Annotated in this window: 24 protein-coding genes and 1 pseudogene; 9 read left to right on the top strand and 16 right to left on the bottom strand. The window is 60.6% G+C overall.

Annotated elements, in window-relative coordinates; translation table 11 throughout:
- Positions 1-398, bottom strand: a pseudogene (locus Q1A75_RS20650) (hypothetical protein); the annotation flags it as partial.
- A gap of 320 nt (positions 399-718) precedes the next feature.
- Positions 719-1,207 (bottom strand): GNAT family N-acetyltransferase, encoded by a 489-nt coding sequence (locus tag Q1A75_RS20645; RefSeq protein WP_299592790.1) that lies wholly within the window; start codon positions 1,205-1,207, stop codon positions 719-721.
- Positions 1,208-1,416: 209 nt separating this feature from the next.
- On the opposite strand from Q1A75_RS20645, the gene Q1A75_RS20640 reads away from it, so the two are divergent.
- Positions 1,417-3,444: an NADPH-dependent 2,4-dienoyl-CoA reductase gene (locus Q1A75_RS20640; protein ID WP_299555568.1), complete on the top strand. Its 2,028-nt coding sequence runs from the start codon at positions 1,417-1,419 to the stop codon at positions 3,442-3,444.
- Positions 3,445-3,506: 62 nt separating this feature from the next.
- Here the strand turns inward: Q1A75_RS20640 and Q1A75_RS20635 are convergent, their stop codons facing one another.
- Entirely contained in the window at positions 3,507-3,947 is a 441-nt protein-coding gene (locus Q1A75_RS20635; RefSeq protein ID WP_299555566.1) for a DUF4399 domain-containing protein, read from the bottom strand.
- Positions 3,948-4,002: 55 nt separating this feature from the next.
- On the opposite strand from Q1A75_RS20635, the gene Q1A75_RS20630 reads away from it, so the two are divergent.
- From Q1A75_RS20630 to Q1A75_RS20620, 3 genes are all read left to right on the top strand, one after another.
- A complete protein-coding gene (locus Q1A75_RS20630; protein WP_366142225.1) occupies positions 4,003-4,533 on the top strand; it encodes an RNA polymerase sigma factor in 531 nt (176 codons plus the stop codon).
- On the top strand, positions 4,530-5,306 hold the full coding sequence (locus Q1A75_RS20625) for a hypothetical protein (RefSeq protein WP_299555563.1): 777 nt from the start codon (positions 4,530-4,532) through the stop codon (positions 5,304-5,306). The genes Q1A75_RS20630 and Q1A75_RS20625 overlap by 4 nt, the downstream gene beginning before the upstream one ends.
- Positions 5,307-5,440: 134 nt before the next feature.
- Entirely contained in the window at positions 5,441-6,346 is a 906-nt protein-coding gene (locus tag Q1A75_RS20620) for a LysR family transcriptional regulator (protein WP_299555560.1), read from the top strand.
- A 113-nt stretch (positions 6,347-6,459) separates the two neighbouring features.
- Here the strand turns inward: Q1A75_RS20620 and Q1A75_RS20615 are convergent, their stop codons facing one another.
- From Q1A75_RS20615 to Q1A75_RS20595, 5 genes are all read right to left on the bottom strand, one after another.
- Complete coding sequence (locus Q1A75_RS20615; protein WP_299555557.1) at positions 6,460-7,140, bottom strand: nucleotidyltransferase domain-containing protein; 681 nt, start codon at positions 7,138-7,140, stop codon at positions 6,460-6,462.
- Positions 7,141-7,347: 207 nt separating this feature from the next.
- A complete protein-coding gene (locus Q1A75_RS20610) occupies positions 7,348-8,268 on the bottom strand; it encodes an OmpA family protein (RefSeq protein WP_299555554.1) in 921 nt (306 codons plus the stop codon).
- A gap of 2 nt (positions 8,269-8,270) precedes the next feature.
- Positions 8,271-8,837, bottom strand: a complete 567-nt coding sequence (locus Q1A75_RS20605; protein WP_299555551.1) for a peroxidase-related enzyme — start codon at positions 8,835-8,837, stop codon at positions 8,271-8,273.
- The gene (locus Q1A75_RS20600) at positions 8,834-9,556 is read right to left on the bottom strand and encodes a GNAT family N-acetyltransferase (RefSeq protein ID WP_299555548.1); all 723 of its coding nucleotides are present in this window, start codon (positions 9,554-9,556) and stop codon (positions 8,834-8,836) included. The genes Q1A75_RS20605 and Q1A75_RS20600 overlap by 4 nt, the downstream gene beginning before the upstream one ends.
- A complete protein-coding gene (locus Q1A75_RS20595; protein WP_299555545.1) occupies positions 9,553-10,275 on the bottom strand; it encodes a molybdopterin-binding protein in 723 nt (240 codons plus the stop codon). The genes Q1A75_RS20600 and Q1A75_RS20595 overlap by 4 nt, the downstream gene beginning before the upstream one ends.
- A 59-nt stretch (positions 10,276-10,334) precedes the next feature.
- On the opposite strand from Q1A75_RS20595, the gene sfsA reads away from it, so the two are divergent.
- Together sfsA and map are read left to right on the top strand one after the other, a co-directional pair.
- Positions 10,335-11,039: a DNA/RNA nuclease SfsA gene (gene sfsA / locus Q1A75_RS20590; RefSeq protein WP_299555542.1), complete on the top strand. Its 705-nt coding sequence runs from the start codon at positions 10,335-10,337 to the stop codon at positions 11,037-11,039.
- A gap of 50 nt (positions 11,040-11,089) precedes the next feature.
- Positions 11,090-11,914 (top strand): type I methionyl aminopeptidase, encoded by an 825-nt coding sequence (map, locus tag Q1A75_RS20585; protein ID WP_299555539.1) that lies wholly within the window; start codon positions 11,090-11,092, stop codon positions 11,912-11,914.
- A 138-nt stretch (positions 11,915-12,052) separates the two neighbouring features.
- Here map and rsmD read toward each other — a convergent pair whose 3' ends face one another.
- A complete protein-coding gene (rsmD, locus tag Q1A75_RS20580; protein WP_299555536.1) occupies positions 12,053-12,598 on the bottom strand; it encodes a 16S rRNA (guanine(966)-N(2))-methyltransferase RsmD in 546 nt (181 codons plus the stop codon).
- Positions 12,595-13,797 (bottom strand): FAD-dependent oxidoreductase, encoded by a 1,203-nt coding sequence (locus Q1A75_RS20575; RefSeq protein WP_299555533.1) that lies wholly within the window; start codon positions 13,795-13,797, stop codon positions 12,595-12,597. The genes rsmD and Q1A75_RS20575 overlap by 4 nt, the downstream gene beginning before the upstream one ends.
- A gap of 86 nt (positions 13,798-13,883) precedes the next feature.
- Here Q1A75_RS20575 and Q1A75_RS20570 point away from each other — a divergent pair, with 86 nt between their 5' ends.
- Positions 13,884-14,372, top strand: coding sequence for a peroxiredoxin (locus tag Q1A75_RS20570; RefSeq protein ID WP_299555530.1), 489 nt, complete (start codon positions 13,884-13,886; stop codon positions 14,370-14,372).
- Between the two features lie 82 nt (positions 14,373-14,454).
- Here the strand turns inward: Q1A75_RS20570 and Q1A75_RS20565 are convergent, their stop codons facing one another.
- The 6 genes from Q1A75_RS20565 to Q1A75_RS20540 all read right to left on the bottom strand — a co-directional run bounded on the left by Q1A75_RS20565 (position 14,455) and on the right by Q1A75_RS20540 (position 20,312).
- Positions 14,455-14,751 carry a 4a-hydroxytetrahydrobiopterin dehydratase gene (locus Q1A75_RS20565; protein ID WP_299555527.1) on the bottom strand — a complete coding sequence of 99 codons (297 nt, stop codon included), beginning with the start codon at positions 14,749-14,751 and terminating at the stop codon, positions 14,455-14,457.
- Positions 14,748-15,935: a GNAT family N-acetyltransferase gene (locus Q1A75_RS20560; protein ID WP_299555524.1), complete on the bottom strand. Its 1,188-nt coding sequence runs from the start codon at positions 15,933-15,935 to the stop codon at positions 14,748-14,750. Before Q1A75_RS20560 ends, Q1A75_RS20565 begins: the two co-directional genes overlap by 4 nt.
- Positions 15,936-15,987: 52 nt before the next feature.
- Positions 15,988-16,755: a glycerophosphodiester phosphodiesterase family protein gene (locus Q1A75_RS20555; protein ID WP_299555521.1), complete on the bottom strand. Its 768-nt coding sequence runs from the start codon at positions 16,753-16,755 to the stop codon at positions 15,988-15,990.
- On the bottom strand, positions 16,752-17,210 hold the full coding sequence (locus Q1A75_RS20550; RefSeq protein WP_299555518.1) for a RidA family protein: 459 nt from the start codon (positions 17,208-17,210) through the stop codon (positions 16,752-16,754). The genes Q1A75_RS20555 and Q1A75_RS20550 overlap by 4 nt, the downstream gene beginning before the upstream one ends.
- 67 nt (positions 17,211-17,277) lie before the next feature.
- On the bottom strand, positions 17,278-18,579 hold the full coding sequence (locus tag Q1A75_RS20545) for an HlyD family type I secretion periplasmic adaptor subunit (RefSeq protein WP_299555515.1): 1,302 nt from the start codon (positions 18,577-18,579) through the stop codon (positions 17,278-17,280).
- Entirely contained in the window at positions 18,576-20,312 is a 1,737-nt protein-coding gene (locus tag Q1A75_RS20540) for a type I secretion system permease/ATPase (protein ID WP_299555513.1), read from the bottom strand. The genes Q1A75_RS20545 and Q1A75_RS20540 overlap by 4 nt, the downstream gene beginning before the upstream one ends.
- A 164-nt stretch (positions 20,313-20,476) precedes the next feature.
- Here Q1A75_RS20540 and Q1A75_RS20535 point away from each other — a divergent pair, with 164 nt between their 5' ends.
- Positions 20,477-21,238 (top strand): VacJ family lipoprotein, encoded by a 762-nt coding sequence (locus tag Q1A75_RS20535; protein ID WP_299555510.1) that lies wholly within the window; start codon positions 20,477-20,479, stop codon positions 21,236-21,238.
- Positions 21,239-21,240: 2 nt separating this feature from the next.
- Complete coding sequence (locus Q1A75_RS20530; RefSeq protein ID WP_299555507.1) at positions 21,241-21,831, top strand: phospholipid-binding protein MlaC; 591 nt, start codon at positions 21,241-21,243, stop codon at positions 21,829-21,831.
- Positions 21,832-21,950 lie beyond the last annotated feature (119 nt).

The raw sequence follows: 21,950 nt of genomic DNA, 5'->3' as shown, positions 1-21,950 counted from the left end.
GTTTCTTCATTCTGGATCGTCACTTTCATCATGCGATCCACCTTAACGACCGGTCCGAAATTCCGCGACCACCTCTTCGCGATCGTTTCTCGCGTGTTCTCAGTCAGTTCAAACTTCACTGGCTTCTTCGTTTTGCTCTGGATCACCGAAACGCGCTCACGAACGCGATCTTCCCTCACAAGGTCGACGACACTCAGCTTTACGAGATCGCAGCCGCGCAACTTGCTGTCGATTGCGATGTTAAACAAAGCAAGGTCGCGTAAGTTGCCGGACATTTCGAGACGTGTGCGGATCGCCCATACTTGTTTCGGCAGGAGTGGTCGCTTTTGCCCAACAATCCGACCTTTGTTCCAGGCTCGGCGTTTCGGGGTGATTGCAGGTAGTTGGACTCTTGGCATAATTTGCCCTCCGATCCGCCCTCCCGCCCAAACGTCAGCACCGCGCTGACTTTGGGAGACTACACGCAAGTCAAACGACCGCTTCTAGCGCGAACTTGTAGCAACGAAATTTCTGCATGAGCGCAATACTTTGTGCTGCGAGCGCTCGCAGCGAAAGAACGACACTTCCGCTATGGGCTCAAAGCGGACGGCCGCCGCGCCCGAGAGACGAACAGTCATTGATATTTGGGGTCAGCGTTTGACACGAAGATCAAAGTCATCTCGTGCTAAGTTCTGACAAGTCTACGAATGGTTGCAACGCTGATCGCCAGCCTTCTGCTCTAGATCAGTCCATCAAACACTTTTTCCATCTCCGCCCGGTCCAATGTTTCCCCATGCCGCGCGACCGTTTCGTGCCGGATAACACGGAAGCCCTTGGCCGCAAACGCAGGCTGCGCCGTCAGCGACGCATGTACCCACAAACGATGCAGCCCCGCCGCACGGGCGTCCGCTTCGGTTCTGTCATATAGCATCGAAAACACGCCGCGCCCCTGCCACTCCGGCAGGACAAACGCCAGATCGACATATGCACCGTCACGGGTGATGAAGCCCACCGGTGCGCCCAGCGCTTCGACCACTCGGACATCTTGCGCCGCCAGCTTCGCCGCCCAGCCGTCGCCTGCGGGCGGCGTGGCACACCACGCATTCCTCTGGGCCTCGGTATAAGCGCTGTGTCGTTCGTGAATTGCCCGAAACATGACGCGCCCCAGCGCATCCGCCTCGCCCGCAATCATCCCGCGCACGTGGATATCCGTTGCCTCGCCCATCATTTCACCGTCCGTTCCGTTATGCCCATGGCAAGAAACCGGGTCTTTGCGCGTCCCATATTTGCACCCACCCCCAACACCCTGTGACAAGAGCAAAAAACCGCACAAACCTGTCCCCGCGGGGACACCCGTCCCCGCATGACGCCGCGTTGCGCGTGACATCACACGATCTATGTCTGAAACCAAGAGGACATCAAGCTTGGGAGGACACCATGACAGCCTATCCACACATGCTCGCACCGCTGGACCTCGGGTTCACGACCCTGAAGAACCGCGTGCTCATGGGCTCCATGCACACCGGGCTTGAGGAGACCAAGGATTGGAACCGTGTTGCCGAGTTCTATGCTGAGCGGGCAAGAGGCGAAGTCGGTCTGATGGTGACCGGCGGCATCGGCCCCAACCTCGAAGGGTCCGTGCTGCCGGGTGCCGCGATGCTGTCCAATGACGAAGAGGTCGCCAACCACCGTATCGTAACCGACCGTGTGCATGATAGCGGTGGCAAGATCGCGATGCAGATCCTGCACGCGGGTCGCTACGCCTATGGGCCGATGTGCGTCGCCCCCTCGCCCGTGAAATCCCCCATCTCCCCCTTCCCGCCCGCCGAGCTGGACGAAGAAGGCATCGAGAAACAGATCAGCGACATCGTCGCCACCGCGGCCCGCGCCAAAGACGCCGGATATGACGGGGTCGAGATCATGGGCTCCGAGGGCTACTTCCTCAACCAGTTCCTCGTCACCCACACCAACAAGCGCGAGGACCGCTGGGGCGGCTCTTACGAGAACCGCATGCGCCTGCCCATCGAAGTGGTACGCCGCACGCGCGAGGCTGTGGGCACGGACTTCATCATCATCTACCGCCTGTCGATGATCGACCTTGTGCCCAACGGCTCGACCTTTGAAGAGGTCGTGCAACTCGCCCAAGAGATCGAGAAAGCAGGCGCCACGATCATCAACACCGGCATCGGCTGGCATGAAGCACGTATTCCCACCATCGCCACGTCCGTGCCTCGCGCGGCCTTTGCGTGGGTGACCAAGAAACTGATGGGCAAGGTCTCGATCCCCCTCATCACGTCCAACCGCATCAACACGCCCGAAGTGGCCGAGGAAGTGCTTAGCACCGGCTGCGCCGACATGGTGTCGATGGCCCGCCCCATGCTCGCCGACCCGCATTTCGTCAGAAAAGCGATGGAGGACAAGTCCGGCCACATCGCGCCCTGCATCGCCTGCAATCAGGCCTGCCTGGACCACACCTTCTCGGGCAAGATCAGCTCGTGCCTCGTCAACCCGCGCGCCTGCTATGAAACCGAATTGGTCGTGGCCCCCGCGGGCACCAAGAAAACCGTCGCCATCGTTGGCGCGGGACCTGCGGGTCTTTCTACCGCTTTGACCGCCGCCGAGCGCGGGCACGAAGTGACCATTTTCGACCGCGCCGACGAAATTGGCGGACAACTCAACATGGCCAAGCAGGTGCCGGGCAAGGAAGAGTTCTGGGGCTTCGTCGACTGGTACCGCAACATGGTGGCAGAGGCTGGGATCACCTTACACCTGAAGACCGAAGCGACGGTCGACACACTCAAGGGCTATGACGAGGTGATCATCGCCACCGGCGTTCTGCCCCGCGACCCCGAAATCCCCGGTCAGGACAGCGACAACGTGCACTCCTATATCGACCTGCTGCGACACAAGGTCGAGACGGGCAAGAAGGTGGCGGTCATCGGTGCAGGCGGCATCGGGTTCGATGTCTCAGAGTACCTCGTCCACGAAGGCGAAAGCCCGACAGAGAACCTGCCCGACTGGATGGAAGAATGGGGCGTGGCCGACACGACCGAGCACCGCGGCGGACTGTCCCCGCAGGGACCGAAACCCGACGCGCCAGCACGGGACGTCATCTTGCTGCAGCGCAAGGCCGAGAAGCACGGCAAACGGCTTGGAAAAACCACCGGCTGGATTCACCGTGCCGCTCTCAAGATGAAGGATGTCGAATTTGTCGGCGGCGTGAACTATGAGCGCATCGACGACAAGGGTCTGCACGTCTCCTTCGGGGACGCGCGCGAGAACCCAACACTGATTGAAGCCGACGATATCGTCCTGTGCGCAGGTCAGGTGCCCGAGCGGTCACTGGCAGATGCACTGGAAGCCGAAGGCATAAAATGCCACGTGATCGGCGGTGCGGATGTGGCAGCGGAACTTGACGCCAAGCGCGCCATTGATCAGGGCACGCGGTTGGCCGCAACGCTCTAGGCGACCGAACATCCGTGACCTGTGCGTAAGGCGGGCGTGTCGTCCGTCGCTACGGAATACCCCTATTCCACCGTGATCGTGATCACGTCGCTGGTGATTGGTGTTGCATGGGGCACATGGTTCAGATCACCCATGACCAGCTGCATGGTGTGTTCACCTGTCGGCAGGTCAAGCGTCACTTGTGTTTGGCCGCCGCCAAAATGGATATGATTGTCGTCAGCTGGCAGCCCATAGGCCAACTCGTCCGCTCCTTCTGGTCCCTCACCAAGGGGTGGACGGTTCAGCAGCAAGTGGTGGTGACCGGTGTTCTCTATTTCCGTCCCCGCCGGCGCCACGCCCATTCCTTCAAGGCCAAAGATCACGGTGATAGGGGAAGACACGGTGTCGCCGTCGGCGATATTGATGAAGTAGACTTTCGCATCTGCCGGTGCTGGCGTATCCTGCGCAACGACGGGCGTGGCCAGCACGGTTGCAAAAGTCACGGCTTTGACAAATGATTTCATTTCTATTCTCCTCCGGGGCATGGTGGGTAAGCACCATGTGTAGCACGTCGGGACAATTTCAATTCGCACCTCGTCTCAAAATTCTGTCAGTGTCGTCCGGGACGGTATCCCCGCCGTCTATCCCCGGCTTTGGCGCTATGCCGTTGCGCTGACCGGTCGGCGGGATTGGGCCGATGACCTGGTGCAGACCACGTGCCTGCGCGCGCTCGACAAGGCCGACCAGTTCGAACCGGGCACGCATCTGGACCGCTGGATGTTCCGCATGGCGCAGCGTGTGTGGCTCAACGAACTGCGCTCGCGCAAGGTGCGGACGGGGGGTGGACTGGTCCCGGTGGAAGAAATCGACCTGCCTGATAAAACTCCGGGTGCAGAAACGAATATTCTGGCGCGTGACGTGTTGAATAGGGTGAACGGTCTGCCTGAAGCACAGCGTCAGGCCGTGGTTCTGGTCTATGTTGAGGGGTATGCCTACAAGGAAGCGGCCGAGATCATGGAGATACCCATCGGCACCGTGATGAGCCGGTTGGCAGCCGCGCGCAAGCGGCTGAACGCGGAGATGGCCGAGGACAAGGCAAAGGTACAATGACGGACGTGCGAGCCTTTTCGGACGAGGAATTGACCGCTTTCCTGGATGGGGAAGCGGACGATGCCCTGCATGCCGAGATCGACGCGGCGCTGGAACGCGACCCAGCCCTGGTCGATCAGCTTGCGGCCCTTGATGTGCCGCTGGTCCCGATTGCCGAAGCCTACGAGGCGCTTTTGCAGGATGCACCGCCGATGCCCGCATTGCCCGAGCCTACGACTGCGACTACACCGGCGCCCGCCCCGCGGGGCCGCTGGGCATGGGGCGTTGGTACCTTTGCTACTGGTCTGGCCGCCGGTCTAGCCGTCGCGATGTTCACCGGCTTTGGTACGCCAGAGCCCGCGCCCAAGGGTTGGGTCAGCTTTGTTGCGTCCTATCAGGCGCTTTACACACCCGAAACGCTGGTCCTTGCCAATCCATCCTCTGCCGATGCTGCCCTGCAGCTGGCAAGCGTGTCCGACGCGCTGGATCTTGACCTGAGCGGCTTGCCGAAGGCCGAGGGGCTGACCTTCAAACGTGCGCAGGTGCTGGGCTTCAATGACAAGCCGCTGATCCAGATTGCGTTCACGCGCGCCGATGGCACGCCCGTAGCGCTCTGCATCATTCCCGCCGGTCCGGACGCGAAACCGGTGAACATGGGACAGGCCGAGGGGCTGGGATTGGCCCGCTGGAACACGCCCGGCTACGGTTTTCTGTTGATCGGTGGAACGGACACGGCCCCCCTTCAGCAAGAGGCTGAAACCTTCCAATCCTGGAGTGCGGATATCGCCACCTGAGGGTTAACAGATCGTTTCCATGCCATGAACGATCCCTGCAATCTCCCCGATATTATCCAACCCTCGCCCAGATCGTGCCTTTATTCGGCAGCATACCTGATCCTCAACAACACATGGATTGAGAGGCAGCAGGCATGGATCGCCTTACCGAGATGGAAGCATTTGCCACGGTCGTGGACCAAGGTGGTTTTACCGACGCGGCCAAGAAGATGGGGATTTCGAAATCCGCCGTCTCCAAACACGTGTCGTCGCTGGAGGCTCGGCTTGGCGCTCGCCTGCTGAACCGCACCACCCGCCGCGTCAGCCCGACCGAGATTGGTCTGGCCTATTACGACCGCGCCCGGCGCGTTCTGAATGACGCAGGTGAAGCGGATTCGCTGGTCACGTCCATGCAATCGGCCCCTTCGGGTCTGCTGCGTATCTCGGTTGCCACGGATTTCGGGGTCAATCACCTGTCTCCACGTCTGTCTGAATTCTTGGCCGACTTCCCCGACATCACCGTGAACATGGTTCTGAACAACCGCTATGTCGAGCTGATCTCGGAAGGGTTCGACATGGCCGTCCGCATTGGTGAGCTGGAAGACAGCACCCTGCGTGCCCGCAAGCTGACCGAAACGACGAAACGCATGATTGCGTCGCCGGAATACTTCGAAAAGTATGGCCGTCCCGAAAAGATCGACGATCTGAACGAACACAAGCTTTTGCACTATTCCAACCAGTCTTCGGGCAATGTCTGGAAGCTGACCGCACCCTCGGGTGAAAAGCGTCAGGTGCGCACGGCAGGTTGGCTGAGTGTCAATGACGGCCAATCGCTGCTGAACGCCGCGATCTCGGGCCTTGGCATCGCGTACCTGCCCAGCTTCCTTTATTCCGACGCGATGGAGCAGGGGCTGGTCGTGGATGCGATCCCTGAGCTGCCGATGGAGACGCAAGGCGTCTACGCGGTTTACCCGCCCGGTCGCTTCACACAGCCCAAGGTCCGTGCCTTCATCGATTTCCTGGTCCACGCCTTTGCCGAAAAGGGCCCGGCAGACTGGTAAGAATTAACCAACCTCCCTTGGTTATGTGACTGCCCCGGTGCGCAAGCGCCGGGGTTTTTTGTGGGGTCGGGTCAGGCGCTTGTCGCCTCGGTCTATCAGTCCAAACGGGCCGACTAGATCAACAGACGCTTTTCAAACTCGGCTTGCAGGGACAGCAGGGTCGGCGACAGACGTGCAGTAACTTCTGCGATTCTGTTGCGGTTGTCTGTTGGCGAAACAGCAAGCTGTGCAGCCCCCAGAATTATTGAACCCAGATCCGGAAATGCCTCGGCGGCGACTGTTGAGCAGGGATAGATGTCGCGGCTGTACGCGTTCAAGCGCATGATTTGGCTTTCAAACAATGATCGCACAATACGTTTCATAAGCCACATGCAAATCGCATGGTAGTCTTTGTCCCTGTCCCAGAAGACTTGCCAATGCTCCAGCCACTCGTCGGCGTTTCGCAGATGTGCATAGCAGTGCGCTCCAAGATGTGGTTCGGGAAGATCGGCCAGGTGGTCTGTGCCCCATATGGTATGACCGTTATGGGCCAGCGTGAAACGCATCCAACGCCATTTGTCGTCGGTCAAGAACTCACGACGCGGAACATAGGATTTTTCGATGGGCATGTTGGGCAGGACATCGCTGCGCAACGTGTCGGGTAGCACGGCCCCATCATCAAATAAGACGACAAGATCCAGATCTGCAGTTTCACTGACTGCCGCACCGCGCGCCACAGATCCGCGCAGGGCGATGGAAACCTGATCTCCTGCATTCTCTCTTTGAAACTGATCGACAATATCGCGCAGAAGCATGCTCCACGTGGCATGCGGGGGGCGACCTATACGGGGCAATTCACCCCGGCTGTTCGCATGAACAAGCCTACCGATCGGGCGCAAGGCCATCGCTGTCTCCGCTTGTGTTCCCTGAAAGATCACGGTGATGTCCACGTGACAGTTTGAGGTGAATTCGGTTGTGATGCTCCTGCAAACGGCGCGCTCTTTTCACAGAGCCGAAAACCGCTACCCGTCCTCTCCCAGCACAACGGCCTCGACCCGCCGGTTCGCCTCGCGCCCCTCTGCGGTCAGGTTGGTGTCGACGGGCGAAAGATACCCCATGCCGCCCGCTTCGATCCGGTCCGCCGAGATGTCGTAGCGTTCGATCAGCCGATCCCGAACCGCACTGGCCCGTGCGCGAGAAACCGCGATGTTTGCCTGCAGACCACCCACCGTGTCCGTGTGCCCGACAATGGCAATACGCAGATTGGGACGGTTTTCCATGAGCCGGGCAATTTGCTCCAACTCTGGCGCAGGACCTTCACTAAGGTCGGTGGTGCCGGTGGCAAAGTCGAGGCTGTGGAGTATTATTGATCCCGACGCCAGCAGGTTTTGCCCCATATCGGCCGTCGGTGCCGTGGGGACAACTGCTGTGGGGGATGGGGTCGAGGGCACAGCGGCCTCTTGCGCGCCGACCTGCACCACCTGCAGATAGCCCGCGTCGGGCGCGGTACTGGCCAGCAGCCACACGGCGTCGCCGGTATCCGGGTGACGTGCACTCAGGAAGTGGTACGCTCGCACGTTCACATACATGTTGGGCGCAGGCAGCACATCGATGGCAAAGCGGAAGTCGAAGCCGCCACACGCCTCAGCGGCGCAATCGAGCAAGGTGTCATAACCAGCATCAACCAGTTGCGCGCGCAGTGGCGCCAGAAGTTGTAGCGGCGTCAATCCCGGCGATGGTATGCGGTAGCTGCGGCGTTTGACCGGACCGTCAATGCTGTCCGCCGCGACCTGTCCGTCCGCAAAGGGCGCAGTGGCAACGGATACGCGATCAAGCACACTGTCGCGTGATGCTGTTTGGCGGGCATTCGAGGGGAGTTCGAGTTGCAGGGCCAACACGGGGCCCGCAAGCGCACATCCCAGTGCCGTCAACCAGACCCGCATACTTAGCGCGCCTGTCCGTGATATTCGGGGTTCGGCTTCATTGCCGTGGCGCTCGCCACCCGGTTCGACATGTTAAAAAAGGCGGCGACGTTGACCAGGTCCCAAATGGAGCGATCGTCCAGCCCATGATCGCGCAAAGCCTGCCTGTCCGGTTCCTCGATCTGGGCGGAGGACAGCGTAACCTTTTCTGCAAACTCCAGCATAGCACGTTGGCGCGCTGTGATATCGGCCACGCGCCAGTTCATCACCAGCTGTTCGCCCAAGGCCGGGTCACCTGATAGCTGCCGCACTGTCGCACCATGGGCCGTCAGGCAATAATAGCAGCGGTTCGTGGCGCTGACGACCACCGCCACCATCTCGCGCTCAAGCTTGGTCAGCCCGCTGTCAGCCAGCATCAGGTCGTTGTAGAACCCGGTAAAGGCATTCAGCTTGTCGATGTCGAACGCATGCGCTTTCAACACGTTCGGAACCATGCCCAGCTTGTCCATGCACACATCGAAATACTTCTGCGTGGCCTCGGGCAGTGGATCGACCATGGGCAGGTCGAGGGCGGTAGGCTGATCTGTCATGTGTTCTCCGGCACTGTGCGGTAATGATAGCCACAGAGACGTTGGAACCCCAACCCCTGATAGAGTGTGTTGGCGGGTCCATTTGCCGCTGTGGTCAGCACAGCAATCTGATCCGCGTCGTTTTCCGCTGCCCAGAACGCGGCCTGGCGCATGATCCACCGGGCAACACCCTGACGGCGCTGGTGGGCAAGCACCTCGACCGCGTGCACCATGGCGATGCCATTGTGGATCGCGGCAAAGCCGGTGCCCGCTGGCTTGTCCTTGTGCCGGGCGAGGATGGCCGTTTTCGCGCCGGCCCGGTGCATCACGGCAAGGCGGGCGGGGCCGATGCCTTCTGCGGCCCAGATATCTTCCATGATCGCCAGTGGTTCCCAGATGCGGAAAGCGGTGACGCGCGGAATGGGAGTGTCAGTCAGGGCAGTCGTCGGCGCGATGTAGCCATTGGTCGGATCGACGATGGAATAGCCGTTGGCGTCGAGCAGCTGGTCGAGCGCGTCTTCACCCTGTCGCACCATGAACAGTGGTGTCTGGCCGATGTCCCGCATCGCCATCTCAGCCGTGGCGAGGTCTGATGCGGTCACCGGCCCCTCGGCCGTTGCTGCCGAGACCCGCTTGCCTCCGCCCTGCCCATCGCGGATAACCCATGGCCCCACCCGCGTCAGCTGCGCCGCAGGCCATGTGCCATCGATGGCAGCGTAGAAGGCCGCCATCTCCGTCATGCCGGGAAGTGATCCGACAACGTGCTGAGAGCCGCGTCCACCTCGACCCCGTCCGTGCCCCGGATGACGACATTGGCACCATAGCGTCCGTCCTTGATAAAGGGGTAGGATCCAATGCTGAGGTCCGGATGGGCTGCGGCCAACTCGCCCAACGGGCCTGCAATGTCGCCTTCGCCCCGGTCGATGCGCAGGGTTTTCGAGATCAGGGGTGCGCCGCCCGTCAGCGTGGGCAGGACAGAAGCGACCATGGCTTGAAATACAGACGGCACACCGGCCATGACGTGCACATTCTTGATCGTGAAGCCAGGGGCGGCGGAGACTGGGTTGTCAATCAGCACCGCGCCGTCCGGGATGCGTGCCATGCGCAGGCGCGCGGCGTTCAGTGCGGTGCCGGATTTGGCATAATGCTCGGTCAGGATCGCGCGGGCATCATCACGTATGTCGATTGGTGTGTCGAACGCCGCCGCGATGCAGTCAGCCGTGATGTCATCATGGGTCGGGCCTATGCCGCCGGACGTGAATACGGCATCGTATGTGTCAGAAAAGGCCTGCACCGCCGCAACGATCGCCCCTTGGTCATCGCTGACCACGCGGACCTCTTTCAGGTCGATGCCCTGTTCGGTCAGTTGGCCAGCAAGGTGGTGCATGTTGGCGTCGCGGGTGCGGCCCGAGAGGATCTCGTCTCCGATCACCAGCATGGCGGCGGTGGGGTTGGGCATCTTTGCTTCCTTCTTGACCCATCTTGTTGAGGGGCCAGTCACGGTATAGGCCTGCCCCCATGCGCTTTCAAACCGAACTTGTGCCTGCCACCCTGATCCGCCGCTACAAACGCTTTCTGGCCGATTGTCGGCTGGAGGATGGGCGCGAGGTTGTGGCCCACTGCGCCAACCCCGGCTCGATGATGGGACTGGCGGATCCGGGGATGCGGATTTGGCTGGAACCCAATGACGACCCGAAGAAAAAACTGAAGTTCGGCTGGCGGTTGGTCGAGCATGATGGCGGCCATTTCACCGGGGTCGATACGTCGGTGCCGAACAAGGCCCTGCGTGCCGCGTTCGAGGCGCGCACCGTGCCGGGTTTTGATGCCTACACGACCGTGCGACCCGAACAGAAATATGGCGAGGGCAGCCGGATCGACTTTCTTTTGCAGGGGAATGGATTGCCGGATGCCTATGTCGAGGTGAAATCGGTCACACTGTCCCGCCAGACCGGGCTGGCGGAGTTTCCCGATTCAGTGACGGCGCGCGGCGCCAAGCATTTGGATGAGCTGTCCCGCATGACGGGCGCGGGGCACAGGGCCGTGATGCTGTATCTGGTACAGCGCACGGATTGCGATCGCTTCACCCTCGCTGGCGATATTGACCCCGGTTATGCCGCCGCCTATGCGGCCGCGTCCGGGGCAGGGGTGGAAACCTTGTGCCTTGGCACCCATATTACGCCGGCGGGCGTGCAGGTGGGTGCGCCCTTGGCCGTGGTCATGTGACCCACTGGCTCTTTTTGCCGCAGTGCAGTATATTCTGATCGTCACCGCCGATGGAGCGCGCTTTGGACCATGATACCCGCGGTCGTCTGACCAAGGACGGCATTCGCATTTACGACCCTTCGGACTTTGCCGGGATGCACGCGGCAGGTCGGCTTGCGGCCGAGATTCTGGACGCGATGTCGGCGCATGTCTTCCCCGGTCAGACCACGGGCGAGGTTGACCGCCTCATCACCAAGATGGTGGATGACGCTGGCGCCAAGTCAGCCACCATCGGCTACAAGGGCTACCAGCACGCCAGCTGCATCAGCGTGAACCACGTGGTCTGTCATGGTATTCCCGGTGACAAGGTGCTGAAGGATGGTGACATCCTGAATATCGACGTGACCGTCATCGTTGACGGCTGGTACGGTGATACGAGCCGCATGTTCGTGGCGGGCAAACTGCCCCGCAAGGCCGAACGATTGATCGAGATCACCCACGATTCCCTGATGCGCGGGATCGAAGCGGTGAAACCCGGCAACACCTTTGGCGACATAGGCTATGCCATTCAAAGCTTTGTCGAGAGCCACCGCATGTCTGTCGTGCGCGACTTCTGCGGCCACGGGCTGGGCCGCGTGTTCCATGCGCCCCCAAACGTCTTGCACTATGGCCGTCCCGGCACCGGCGCAGTGTTGGAACCCGGCATGTTCTTTACCATCGAGCCGATGGTCAATCTGGGCCGCCCAGAGACCAAGACACTGGCCGATGACTGGACGGCGGTGACACGGGACAAGTCCCTGTCTGCCCAGTTCGAGCATTCGGTGGGTGTGACCGAGGATGGCGTCGAAATCTTTACGCTGTCACCTGCAGGGACATTTCATCCGACATATGGTTAGGCGAAGGGCGGACGACACGTCTGCCTTACGATTGATCGGGTAAGGGGCAGCTTGCTGCACCCCTTCAACGTACCCGGGATGCGCTGATGACAACTGTAAGGCGCACCTTTTGTGCGCCCAGCGGAGGGCGCCTTCGCCTTACGCCAGTTCGAGGAGCGTCACATATGTGCTGCCGAACCGGCGCTGGTCCAGTGGCGCATATCCGGCGGGTGGGGTCATCGCGGCATTCTCTTCCCACACGATCAACGTATCGGGCGCACACCAATCCCGAACCGCAATCAACGCCTTTTCGCCCAGCCCCTTGCCGTAGGGCGGGTCGAGGAACACCAGATCGAACGGCGCGCCCGCCCATGCCATGGGCCGTGTCGCATCGCCACGCATCACTTGCACCTGATCGCGCGCGTCCAGCTTCTGGGTGTTCTCGGCAATCAACTTCTGCCCGACCCGCCCGTTTTCCACGAACACTGCGGCCTTGGCACCGCGCGACAACGCCTCGAACCCCAATGACCCCGTCCCGGCAAACAGGTCCAGCACATGTGCACCCTCGATCACCCCGCGATGGGTCAGCATGGAAAAGAGGCTCTCGCGCACCCTGTCGGGTGTCGGACGCAGATGCGCACCCGGATCGCCCTTGCCCACCGTCGCCAAGGGCACGCCGCTCCACTGGCCAGCGATGATCCTCACTTGAGCAGTGCCTTCAGATCGCCATCCGGATCAACGACAACCGCGGGATCGGCGGTCTTGCCCGCCTCGATGAGCCGCTTGCCAATCATGTAGGAGCGGGGGTCGTTGGCCGCATCCACAGCCAACAGCGTGTCGCCCGCGTAGTACCAGAAGGACTTGGCCGCGCCGCCGTCGCGGGTCACAACCCGGTCATACCCGGTGTTCAGCCCTGCGATTTGCAATTTCACATCGTACTGATCGGACCAGAACCACGGACGGGCGACATAATCCTCGCCCGCCCCCATGATGTTCTCCGCCACGCATTCCGCCTGATCAATGGCGTTCGGCACACTCTCAAGCCGAATGCGGTCGCCGCGGTATGGGAAGGACGCGCAATCACCCGCCGCCCACACATGGGGCGCGGAGGTGCGGCCCTGGGCATCAGTGGCGATGCCATTGTCGATGGTGATCCCGGCGGCCTCTGCCAGTTCGGTGCCTGGCGAAATACCAACGCCGACAATCACAACGTCCACATCCAGCGTAGTTCCGTCTGTCAGCTCGGCCCCCGCAACCGTTCCGCCGCCAATCAGTCGTGTCAGGCCAACCCCTTCGCGAAGGTCAACGCCGTGGCCTTTGTGCAGATCCCGGAAATAGTCACTGGTCTGTGGCGCTGCCACCCGTTGCAGGATGCGATCCGCCATTTCGACCAGAACGACGTTCAGGCCAAGTTTGCAGCACACGGCCGCCGCCTCGAGCCCGATGTAACCGCCACCGACAATCAGGGCGGTCTTGCCTGCCTTGCACCAGGGCGCCATCGTATCCACGTCGGCGAGATCACGGACGGTGAACACGCCATCCAGATCGCCGCCTATGGAAGCAGGAAGGCGGCGCGGAGCCGACCCGGTGGTCAAAACGAGGTCGGTATAGTCCAGCACCTCATCCCCAACCGTCACGGTTTGCGCCGCTGTGTCGATGGCCGATACGGTTGTCCCCGTCCGCACATCCACATTATTGTCGGTATAAAAGCTGTCTGGCCGCAGGAACATCCGTTCAAGCGGCATGTCGCCCAACAAGTACGCCTTGGACAGCGGCGGGCGCTGATAAGGCAATGCAGGTTCGGCCCCGATCAACGTCACGCGCCCCTCGAACCCGCCATTGCGCAGCTTGGCGACGCAAGATGACCCCGCCTGCCCTGCTCCGATCACCACAACATGGCTCATATCATCCACCTTTGCCCTCGCCCTTTACCGACCTGCAGCCTATATCGCAGGGGAAGACAGACGCAATTCCAAGAAAGGCGCAAACAATGGCAATTTCTGTAGGCGACACGCTGCCCGACGCGACACTTGTTCAACTGGGGAGTGAAGGTCCCGAACAGGTGAAACTGAGCGACAAGGTCAAAGGCCGCAAGGTTGTGATCTTTGCCCTGCCCGGGGCCTATACCGGCACCTGCAGCACCGCCCATGTGCCCAGCTTTATCCGGACCAAGGATCAGTTTGCCGGTAAAGGCGTGGACGAGGTGATCTGTGTATCCGTCAACGATCCCTTCGTCATGGGGGCCTGGGGCGACGCGACGGGTGCGACCAAGGCGGGCATCACGATGCTGGGAGATCCCGACGCGACATTCACCAAGGCAATGGGCCGGGCGTTCACCGCACCGCCCGTCGGTTTGTATGATCGTTCGACCCGCTACGCCATGGTCGTCGAAGACGGCAAAGTGACCGTATTGCAGGAAGAGGAAAACCCCGGCGTCTGCGACGTGTCGGGCGGTGAGGCATTGCTGGACGCGATCTGAACCCGCGCCAAATCAGAATGACGCAAAAGGCCCCCAATCCGGGGGCCTTTTCCATTTGGATCACGCAGCGCCTGATCGCACTCTACTCCGCCAGACTGTCCAGCTTGCGGGCCAATTTCACGTCCAGAGTGCTCAGCCCGCTCACGTCATGTGTGGTCAGCGTCACTTCGACCCGCTTGTAGACATTGAACCACTCGGGGTGGTGGTCCCACTTCTCAGCCCAGATAGCCGCACGGGTCATCCACGCAAACGCATCCACGAAGTCATTGAATTCAAAAGTCTTGTGGATCGCATCGCGCCCGTCCGTGACGGCCCATCCGGTGGCAAGCAGCGGATCCAGCAGGGTGCCCCGCGTCTCATCACTCAGCTTTTCCATCATTCCTGTTCCTCGATCTGGACCTTTTTGAAAGGTCCGTAATCCGTGAGGATTTCGATCTCCTCTTCCACCGCCTCACGTTCGGCTTCGAGGTAGCGGGCAACCGCGTCGGCGAAACCCGGATCGCCCATCCAGTGCAGGCTGTGGGTCTGCGTCGGCAGATAGCCCCGCGCCAGCTTGTGTTCGCCCTGTGCCCCCGCTTCGACCCGGTCCAGCCGATACTGGATGGCGATGTCGATGGCCTGATAGTAGCACAGCTCGAAATGTAAGCAGGGGTGATGTTCGATACATCCCCAGTAGCGGCCAAATAATGCGTGGGCACCAAAAAAGTTTAGGGCACCTGCAACGTAGCGCCCGTTGCGCTCGGCCAGGATCAGCGCCATGTCATCCGCCATCGTCTCGTGCGCGATGTCGAAGAAGCGCCTTGTGAGGTAGGGCGTGCCCCATTTGCGCGCGCCGGTGTCCTGATAGAAGTGCCAGAACGCATCCCAGTGTTCGGGTCGCAGGTCATCGCCTGTCAAGACGTGGATGTCGCCGCCAAAGTCCTGCGCCCGCTGCCGTTCCTTGCGGATGTTCTTGCGCTTGCGGCTGGACAGAGAGGCAAGGAAGTCGTCGAACGTGTCGTAGCCGTCATTCAGCCAATGAAATTGTTGGGTGGCACGGGGCATAAGCCCCAGTTCCGCGCCAAAGTCCCGTTCGACTTCCGTGCAGAAGGTTACGTGCAGCGAACTGAGTTTGTTGTTTTTGCAAAGCTGCACCGCGCCAGAAATCAGCCCCCGCATTCCCAGTTCGGGAAAATCCGGGTGTGTCAGGAACCGGCGCCCTGTCGCCGGAGTATGCGGCACCGCGATTTGCAGTTTCGGGTAGTACCGCCCCCCGGCCCGCTCCAATGCATGGGCCCAGTTGTGGTCAAAGATGTATTCGCCCTGGCTGTGGTTCTTGGCGTACATGGGCGCAAAGCCAATGGTCTGCCCACCCGCAATTGCCTGCAGGTATTGCGGCTGCCAGCCCGTTCCGGGACCAACCGAGTTGCTGTCTTCCAGCGCCTTGAGGAACCGATGCGTGGTGAAAGGGTCGTTTGGTCGCCCGCCATTGGCCGCCTCGGGGCAGGCGCAGGCGTCCCACTCTTCGGCGGGGATCTGCGAAAGGCTTGGCACCACACGAATTTCTATCTCTTGCTCGGACACGCGGGCCTTTCCCTACTTTCAGCATCTGAATGTGTGTCTCGGACGCTGCTGTTCAACCGGGATTGGGGGCGAGGTAGCCTTCGAAGGTCACATTTTGTGCGACCTCTCGCGCTTGTGCTTCCTGTTCAGGTGACTTGATGGTCCAGCAGAGGATGTTGGCGCCGGCAGCTTTCAGTTCGGCGACACGTTGACGAGCAAGGTCCGCCGCCTCGTGACTGATGAAGGATGCGCCGACCCGGTCGAAGTCCGGGATACCGCGCAAGTGATCGCGTGTCGCTGCGTTCAAAGGCCAGTCATCGGCGGCGTAGGCACCGGTGACCAATCCGCGTGGAATATCCGGGCAAAGCGCGGCCATACGCGCCACGCTGTGCGGATTGAAGGACATGAGGGCGACGGGTCCATCGTAGCCATTCAATGCGGCAGCCGTCGCCTGCTCCAGCGGGCCGATGTCGTCGCCCATTGCACCGTCCTGATCCTTGATCTCGATCAGCAGGGGGACTTGTCCGGCCACGATTTCCAGCACCTCGGGCAAGGTTGGAATGCTCTCGTCCCCGCCTTTCAGCGGCGTTTGGGCAAGTTTCCCCGCGGGGATAACGCGCACTGGACCAGAGCCATCAGCCAGACGGTCCAGCGCATAGTCATGAAACACCATGGCCTGATTGTCGGCGCTGAGCTGCACATCGATCTCGATTCCATAGCCATGCATGAGTGCCGCGCGAATGGCGGCGCGGCTGTTTTCAGGGCGGCCATCTGTGACATCGTGCAGGGCGCGGTGCGCCAGCGGTGCACCCAGAAATGCATCGGGCAAACGAGGGATCATTTGATCTGGAAGATGCCTTCGATCTCAACCGCAACGCCAAGCGGCAGGGCCGCTGCCGACACCGCCGAGCGGCTGTGACGACCTGCATCACCCAGCGCTTCGACCAGGAAATCGGAGGCCCCGTTGATGACCTTGGGTTGGTCGGTGAAATCAGCAGTCGAGTTGACGAAGCCGGTCAGCTTGATAACGCGCACAAGCCGGTCGATATCGCCGCCGCAAGCCGCCTTGACCTGCGCAAGCAGACTGATGGCACAGGTTTTTGCAGCTGCGGCCCCAGCCTCGACGTTCATGTCCGCGCCCAGCTTGCCCACAATCAGGCCATCAGGCCCGTTCGAGATTTGGCCCGAGACGTAGACGATGTCGCCCACTTGCACGAACGGCACGTAGTTGGCAGCAGGCGCAGGGGCGTCAGGCAGGTTTACACCCAGTTCAGCAAGGCGGGTTTCGATGGACATGCGATGTCTCCTTTGATCGGTCTGCGCGGACGCTAGACCGCCCGCGCTGCCGTGAAAAGGCCCGATGTCAGGATTCGCGGAACGCGCGGTTGAAGTAGTCCGCAACCGGCTTGATCAGGTAAGCCAGCGGCGAACGATCGGCAGTGCGAATAAACGCTTCTACCGGCATGCCAGGCACCAATACCTGCCCCTCGTTCAGCTTTTCCAACTCACCTGGATTCAGTACGATTTCGGCCCGGTAGTAGCTGGCGCCGACATTCTCATCCTCGAACGCATCGGCAGAAACGAGCACCACCTCGCCCACGAGTTCGGGCGTGGTGCGCTGGTCGAGCGCGGAAAAGCGCAGGTTCACGGATTGCCCGGTCACGATCTGATCGATGTGGATGGGATCCACCCGGGCGGCAATCACAAGCGGGCGATCCTGTGGAATCAGGAACAGGACGGGATCAGCCGCCCGCACAACCGAGCGCGGTGTCTGCACCCGCATGTTGTAGACGATGCCCGACACTGGTGCGCGGATCTCCATCCGTTCGATATCGGTCAACAAGGCCAACCGCTGTTCGATCAGTTCCAGCTCTCGCGTGCGCAGGTCGCGCAATTCGGTGATCGCCTCTTCACGCCGCCCGGACGTCAAGCGCAGCACTTCGATTTCGATCTCGGTGATACGTTGTTCAGATTGTGCCTTGGACGCCGCAAGCTCGCCCAATTGCCCTTCAAGCGATGCCTGTTGTCGTTGCAAAGCCAGCACGCCAGAGGCCTGTGCCAGCCCCCGCTCCAGCAGGCTTTGCTGCGCCTCGAGTTCCTGTTCAATCAAGTCAAGTTGCCGGGCCAGCGACACCTCTTGTGCCTCGATCCCCTTGATCTGATTGCGGGTTTGCGCCGCGCGTTCCGCGAGCTGTTCGGATTGGTTATCAATGGACTCGCGCCGGGCGTGGAAGAGGTTTTCCTGCCCAGTCACCAACTCTTGTACGTCTGGCCAAGTTGCAGCGACCGACAGCAACTTGGATTCGAACGTGATCTCGTCGTTGTCGTCCCTTTCGGCCTCAAGCCGTCCACGGCGGGCCATGAATTCATATAGCTGCCCCTCGACGATAGCCTGGTTGGAGCGCATCTGTTTCACGTCAAGCTGGATCAACAGATCGCCTGCGTCGACGCTGTCGCCCTCTTGCACTGCGATGTCAGACACAATGCCACCAGTGGAATGCTGGACGACCTGCCGGTTCTGATCCACTTCGATACGACCAGAGGCAATGACCGCACCCGCGATCTGGGTCAGCGTCGCCCACGCGGCAAGGCCACCCAAAAGACCGAACAGACCGAAAAAACCAATGATCAGAGGCTTGGTTGCAGACCAACGCTTATCGCTCATGACACCCCTCCTGCACCCGCTGGCGCGCGTTGGATTTGCTCATGGTTCTTGACCATGGATTTCAGCACCTCATCCTTGGGCCCAAAGGCGGTACGGACGCCACCGTCAATGACCAGCAGAAGGTCACATTCCTGAATGGCCGCGGGCCGGTGTGCCATGATGATGACGGATCGTCCGTCGGCCTTGGACGTGCGAATGGCCTGGTTCAGCGCCATCGTCCCCTCGTTATCGAGGTTGGAGTTGGGTTCATCCAGAACAAGGATCACCGGATCATCGTAGAGTGCCCGCGCGAGGCCGATCCGTTGCACTTGCCCGCCGGACAGACGCTGTTGGCCCGCATCGATCCGGGTGTCGTAGCCATCCGGCAATTCAAGGATCATCTTGTGCGCGTCCGCCTTTTGCGCAGCCGCAACCACCTTCTGATCATCTGGTGCAGTCGAGAGCCGGGCGATGTTTTCGGCAATTGTACCGTCAAACAGCTGCACCCGCTGTGGCAGGTAGCCGATATGCATGCCCAGCACGTCCGGCTCGTATTGGTCCAGTGCCGCGGCATCCAGACGGATGGACCCGCCTGCCGGACGCCACACGCCTGTCAGGCAGCGGGCCAGGGTGGACTTGCCAGCCCCTGACGGCCCGATAACCCCCATGGCATGGCCCGGCGGCAGATCAAAATTGAGCCCGCGCAGCGCAGCAGCCTTTTCGCCCGGCGGCACCACCGTCAGGCTTTTGGCGATCAGCCGCGCCTTCGGCTTGGGCAGGGCCGTGCGTGTTGCTTCGGGTGCAACCGCACCCAGCAATTCCGCCAGCGCCCCCCACCCCTTGATCGCGCGTTGGACCACGGGCCATTGCGTCAACATCAGTTCGATCGGTGCAAGTGCGCGCCCCAGAAGGATCGAACCCGCAATCATCGCCCCCGGCGTCATTTCGTTCTGAAGGACCAGATAGGCCCCCAGCCCCAGCATTGCACTTTGCAGAAACAGCCGCAGCGTCTTGGTCAGCGAGGTGAAACCCCCGCCGATATCCGTCGCCTTGATCTGTTCATCAAGGGCGGCCCCCCGGGCCTTTTGCCAACGGTCAAAGGCTGCGTCCCGCATGCCCATTGCCTGCACCATCTCGGCCTCGATCCGCAGTTGGTCAGACATCGACGATGCCACTTGCCCAGCCTGTCCGGCCCGCATCTGCGGAAGACGCGACAAAAGTTGGTTGGCAACTGCGATCAGGATCAAAACGCCCCCACCGACCAGCGCCAAAATGCCCAACATGGGATGGAACATGAAGATTGCGGCAACGAAAATCGGGGTCCACGGCAAATCGAAAAACGCCATCAACACGGGCGACGTGATAAATCGCTGCACCCCTTCAAGATCGGCGAGGCCTGTCTGCGTGCGCAGATCAGGTGCAACGGCGGATTTGCGGACAACCGCATCAAACACCCTGCGGTCCAGATCATTCTGAAAACGAGCCCCGACACGCGCCATGATTCGCCCGCGGGTAAAGTCGAGTATGCCCATCACGCCGTAGAGAAAGACCACCAGCAGCGATAAGGCGATCAGTGTTTCCTCGCTTCGGCTGCCAAGGACCCGGTCATAGACCTGCAACATGTATATCGGGCCCGTCAGCATCAGCAGGTTCGCGAAGAGGCTGAACAACCCGACCGCCCAGTACAGTCCCTTGCTTTTGCGGCGTACGGACCGTAGCTCCGCCTGCCCTCGTTTCGTCAATTCACTTTGCATCGGCACCATTTCGCTTGTTTACTGCTCGACTTTGTTTTCATACCACGATGGCGTATTCTGCCTGTCACGCAAGTGCCACATGTACAAGGTTCCCCATGTGGCGCTATGGGCATTTAGAATAACCGTATTAATTACGTACCACGAATATCTAACGGAGATTTGCATTGTCTCTTTTTTGTCGCGCTCGGCGCGCTGTCGCCCTTCTACTTGCCGTTGGATCGCTCGCGGCCTGTGCTACGTCGGACCAAAGGCCTACGCAACCTGATGGGATAAATGACCCGTATGAGGCGCAGAACCGCCGGGTCCACGCCTTCAATCGCGGGCTCGACCGTGCTGTCGTGCGCCCGGCCGCTGTCGGGTACTCTACCGTACTGCCGGACGAGATAGAGGACAGCGTAAGCAACTTTGCAAAGAACCTGGGCGAGCCGTCGGTTGTGGTGAACAGCCTGCTTCAAGGTGATGCCAAAGGAGCCGGCATTTCGACCGTCCGGTTTCTGACCAACTCGGTCCTTGGTATTTTTGGCCTGTTCGACGTTGCCACCGACTTCCAGGTTCCGCAGCATGACACGGATTTCGGCGAGACACTTTATGTCTGGGGCGTGGGTGAAGGCGCGTACATTGAGCTTCCCCTTCTTGGCCCGTCGACCGCGCGCAACACAACAGGCAAGGTGGTTGACCTGTTTACCAACCCCCTCAGCTACATGGTCGACAGCCCTGAACAGTTTTATGGTACCGTTGCGGCGGCGGCTTCCGGCCTATCCCGTCGTGGCCGGTTTTCCGACACAGTCGATTCGATCCTATATGAAAGTGCCGACAGCTATGCGCAGGCACGCCTGATATGGCTGCAGAACCGACGCTTTGAACTGGGCGATGCCGGAACAGCGCCCGAGATTGATCCGTTTGCATTAGACACAGAGGGTTTCTGACGATGGACCGACGCCACTTCATTGCAGCCGCAACGAGCGTTGCCGCTGTTCTTCCCGCTCTTCCCGCGTTTGCCTTGAATGAGGCGAGTGCCGAGCGTCTGATCAATGCGCTTGTCGGAGACATCAACAGTGTCATTGCATCAGGCAAGGGCGAGAACGCGATGTTCCGCGATTTCGAACGCATCTTTGCCAAGTACAGCGACACGTCCTACATCGCCGCTTATGCGATGGGTGTTGATGGCCGTCGTGCCAGCAACGGACAAAAGCGTGCGTTTTCAAAAGCGTTTCAGGGCTATATTTCGCGGAAATATGGCCGCCGCTTCCGCGAATTCATCGGGGGCCGCCTGGAAGTCAAAGGCGTGCGCAAGGTCAAGAACTGGTTCGAGGTGGAAACGACTGCCTTTCTGCGTGGCGAGTCCCCGTTTGCGGTGACCTTCCACGTGTCGGACCGGTCGGGTCGTGACCTGTTTTTCAACATGTTCATCGAAGGTGTGAACCTGCTGTTGACCGAGCGCACCGAGATTGGCGCACTGATCGACCGCAATGGCGGGGACATCGACGCCATGATCTCGGATCTGAGCAAGCTGAGCTAACACGCTCCCAAGCAGAACAACCAAATACGGGCTCCGCTGAATGCGGGGCCTTTCTTATGTGGACTACTGTCAAGTATGACTTTTGCTGTTGCTCAACCGTCTTCAAATGGCAGGGTTGA

It is taken from the genome of uncultured Tateyamaria sp. (genome assembly GCF_947504105.1).
Classification (GTDB): Bacteria; Pseudomonadota; Alphaproteobacteria; order Rhodobacterales; family Rhodobacteraceae; genus Tateyamaria.
This window is presented reverse-complemented; position numbering and strand designations above follow the sequence as displayed.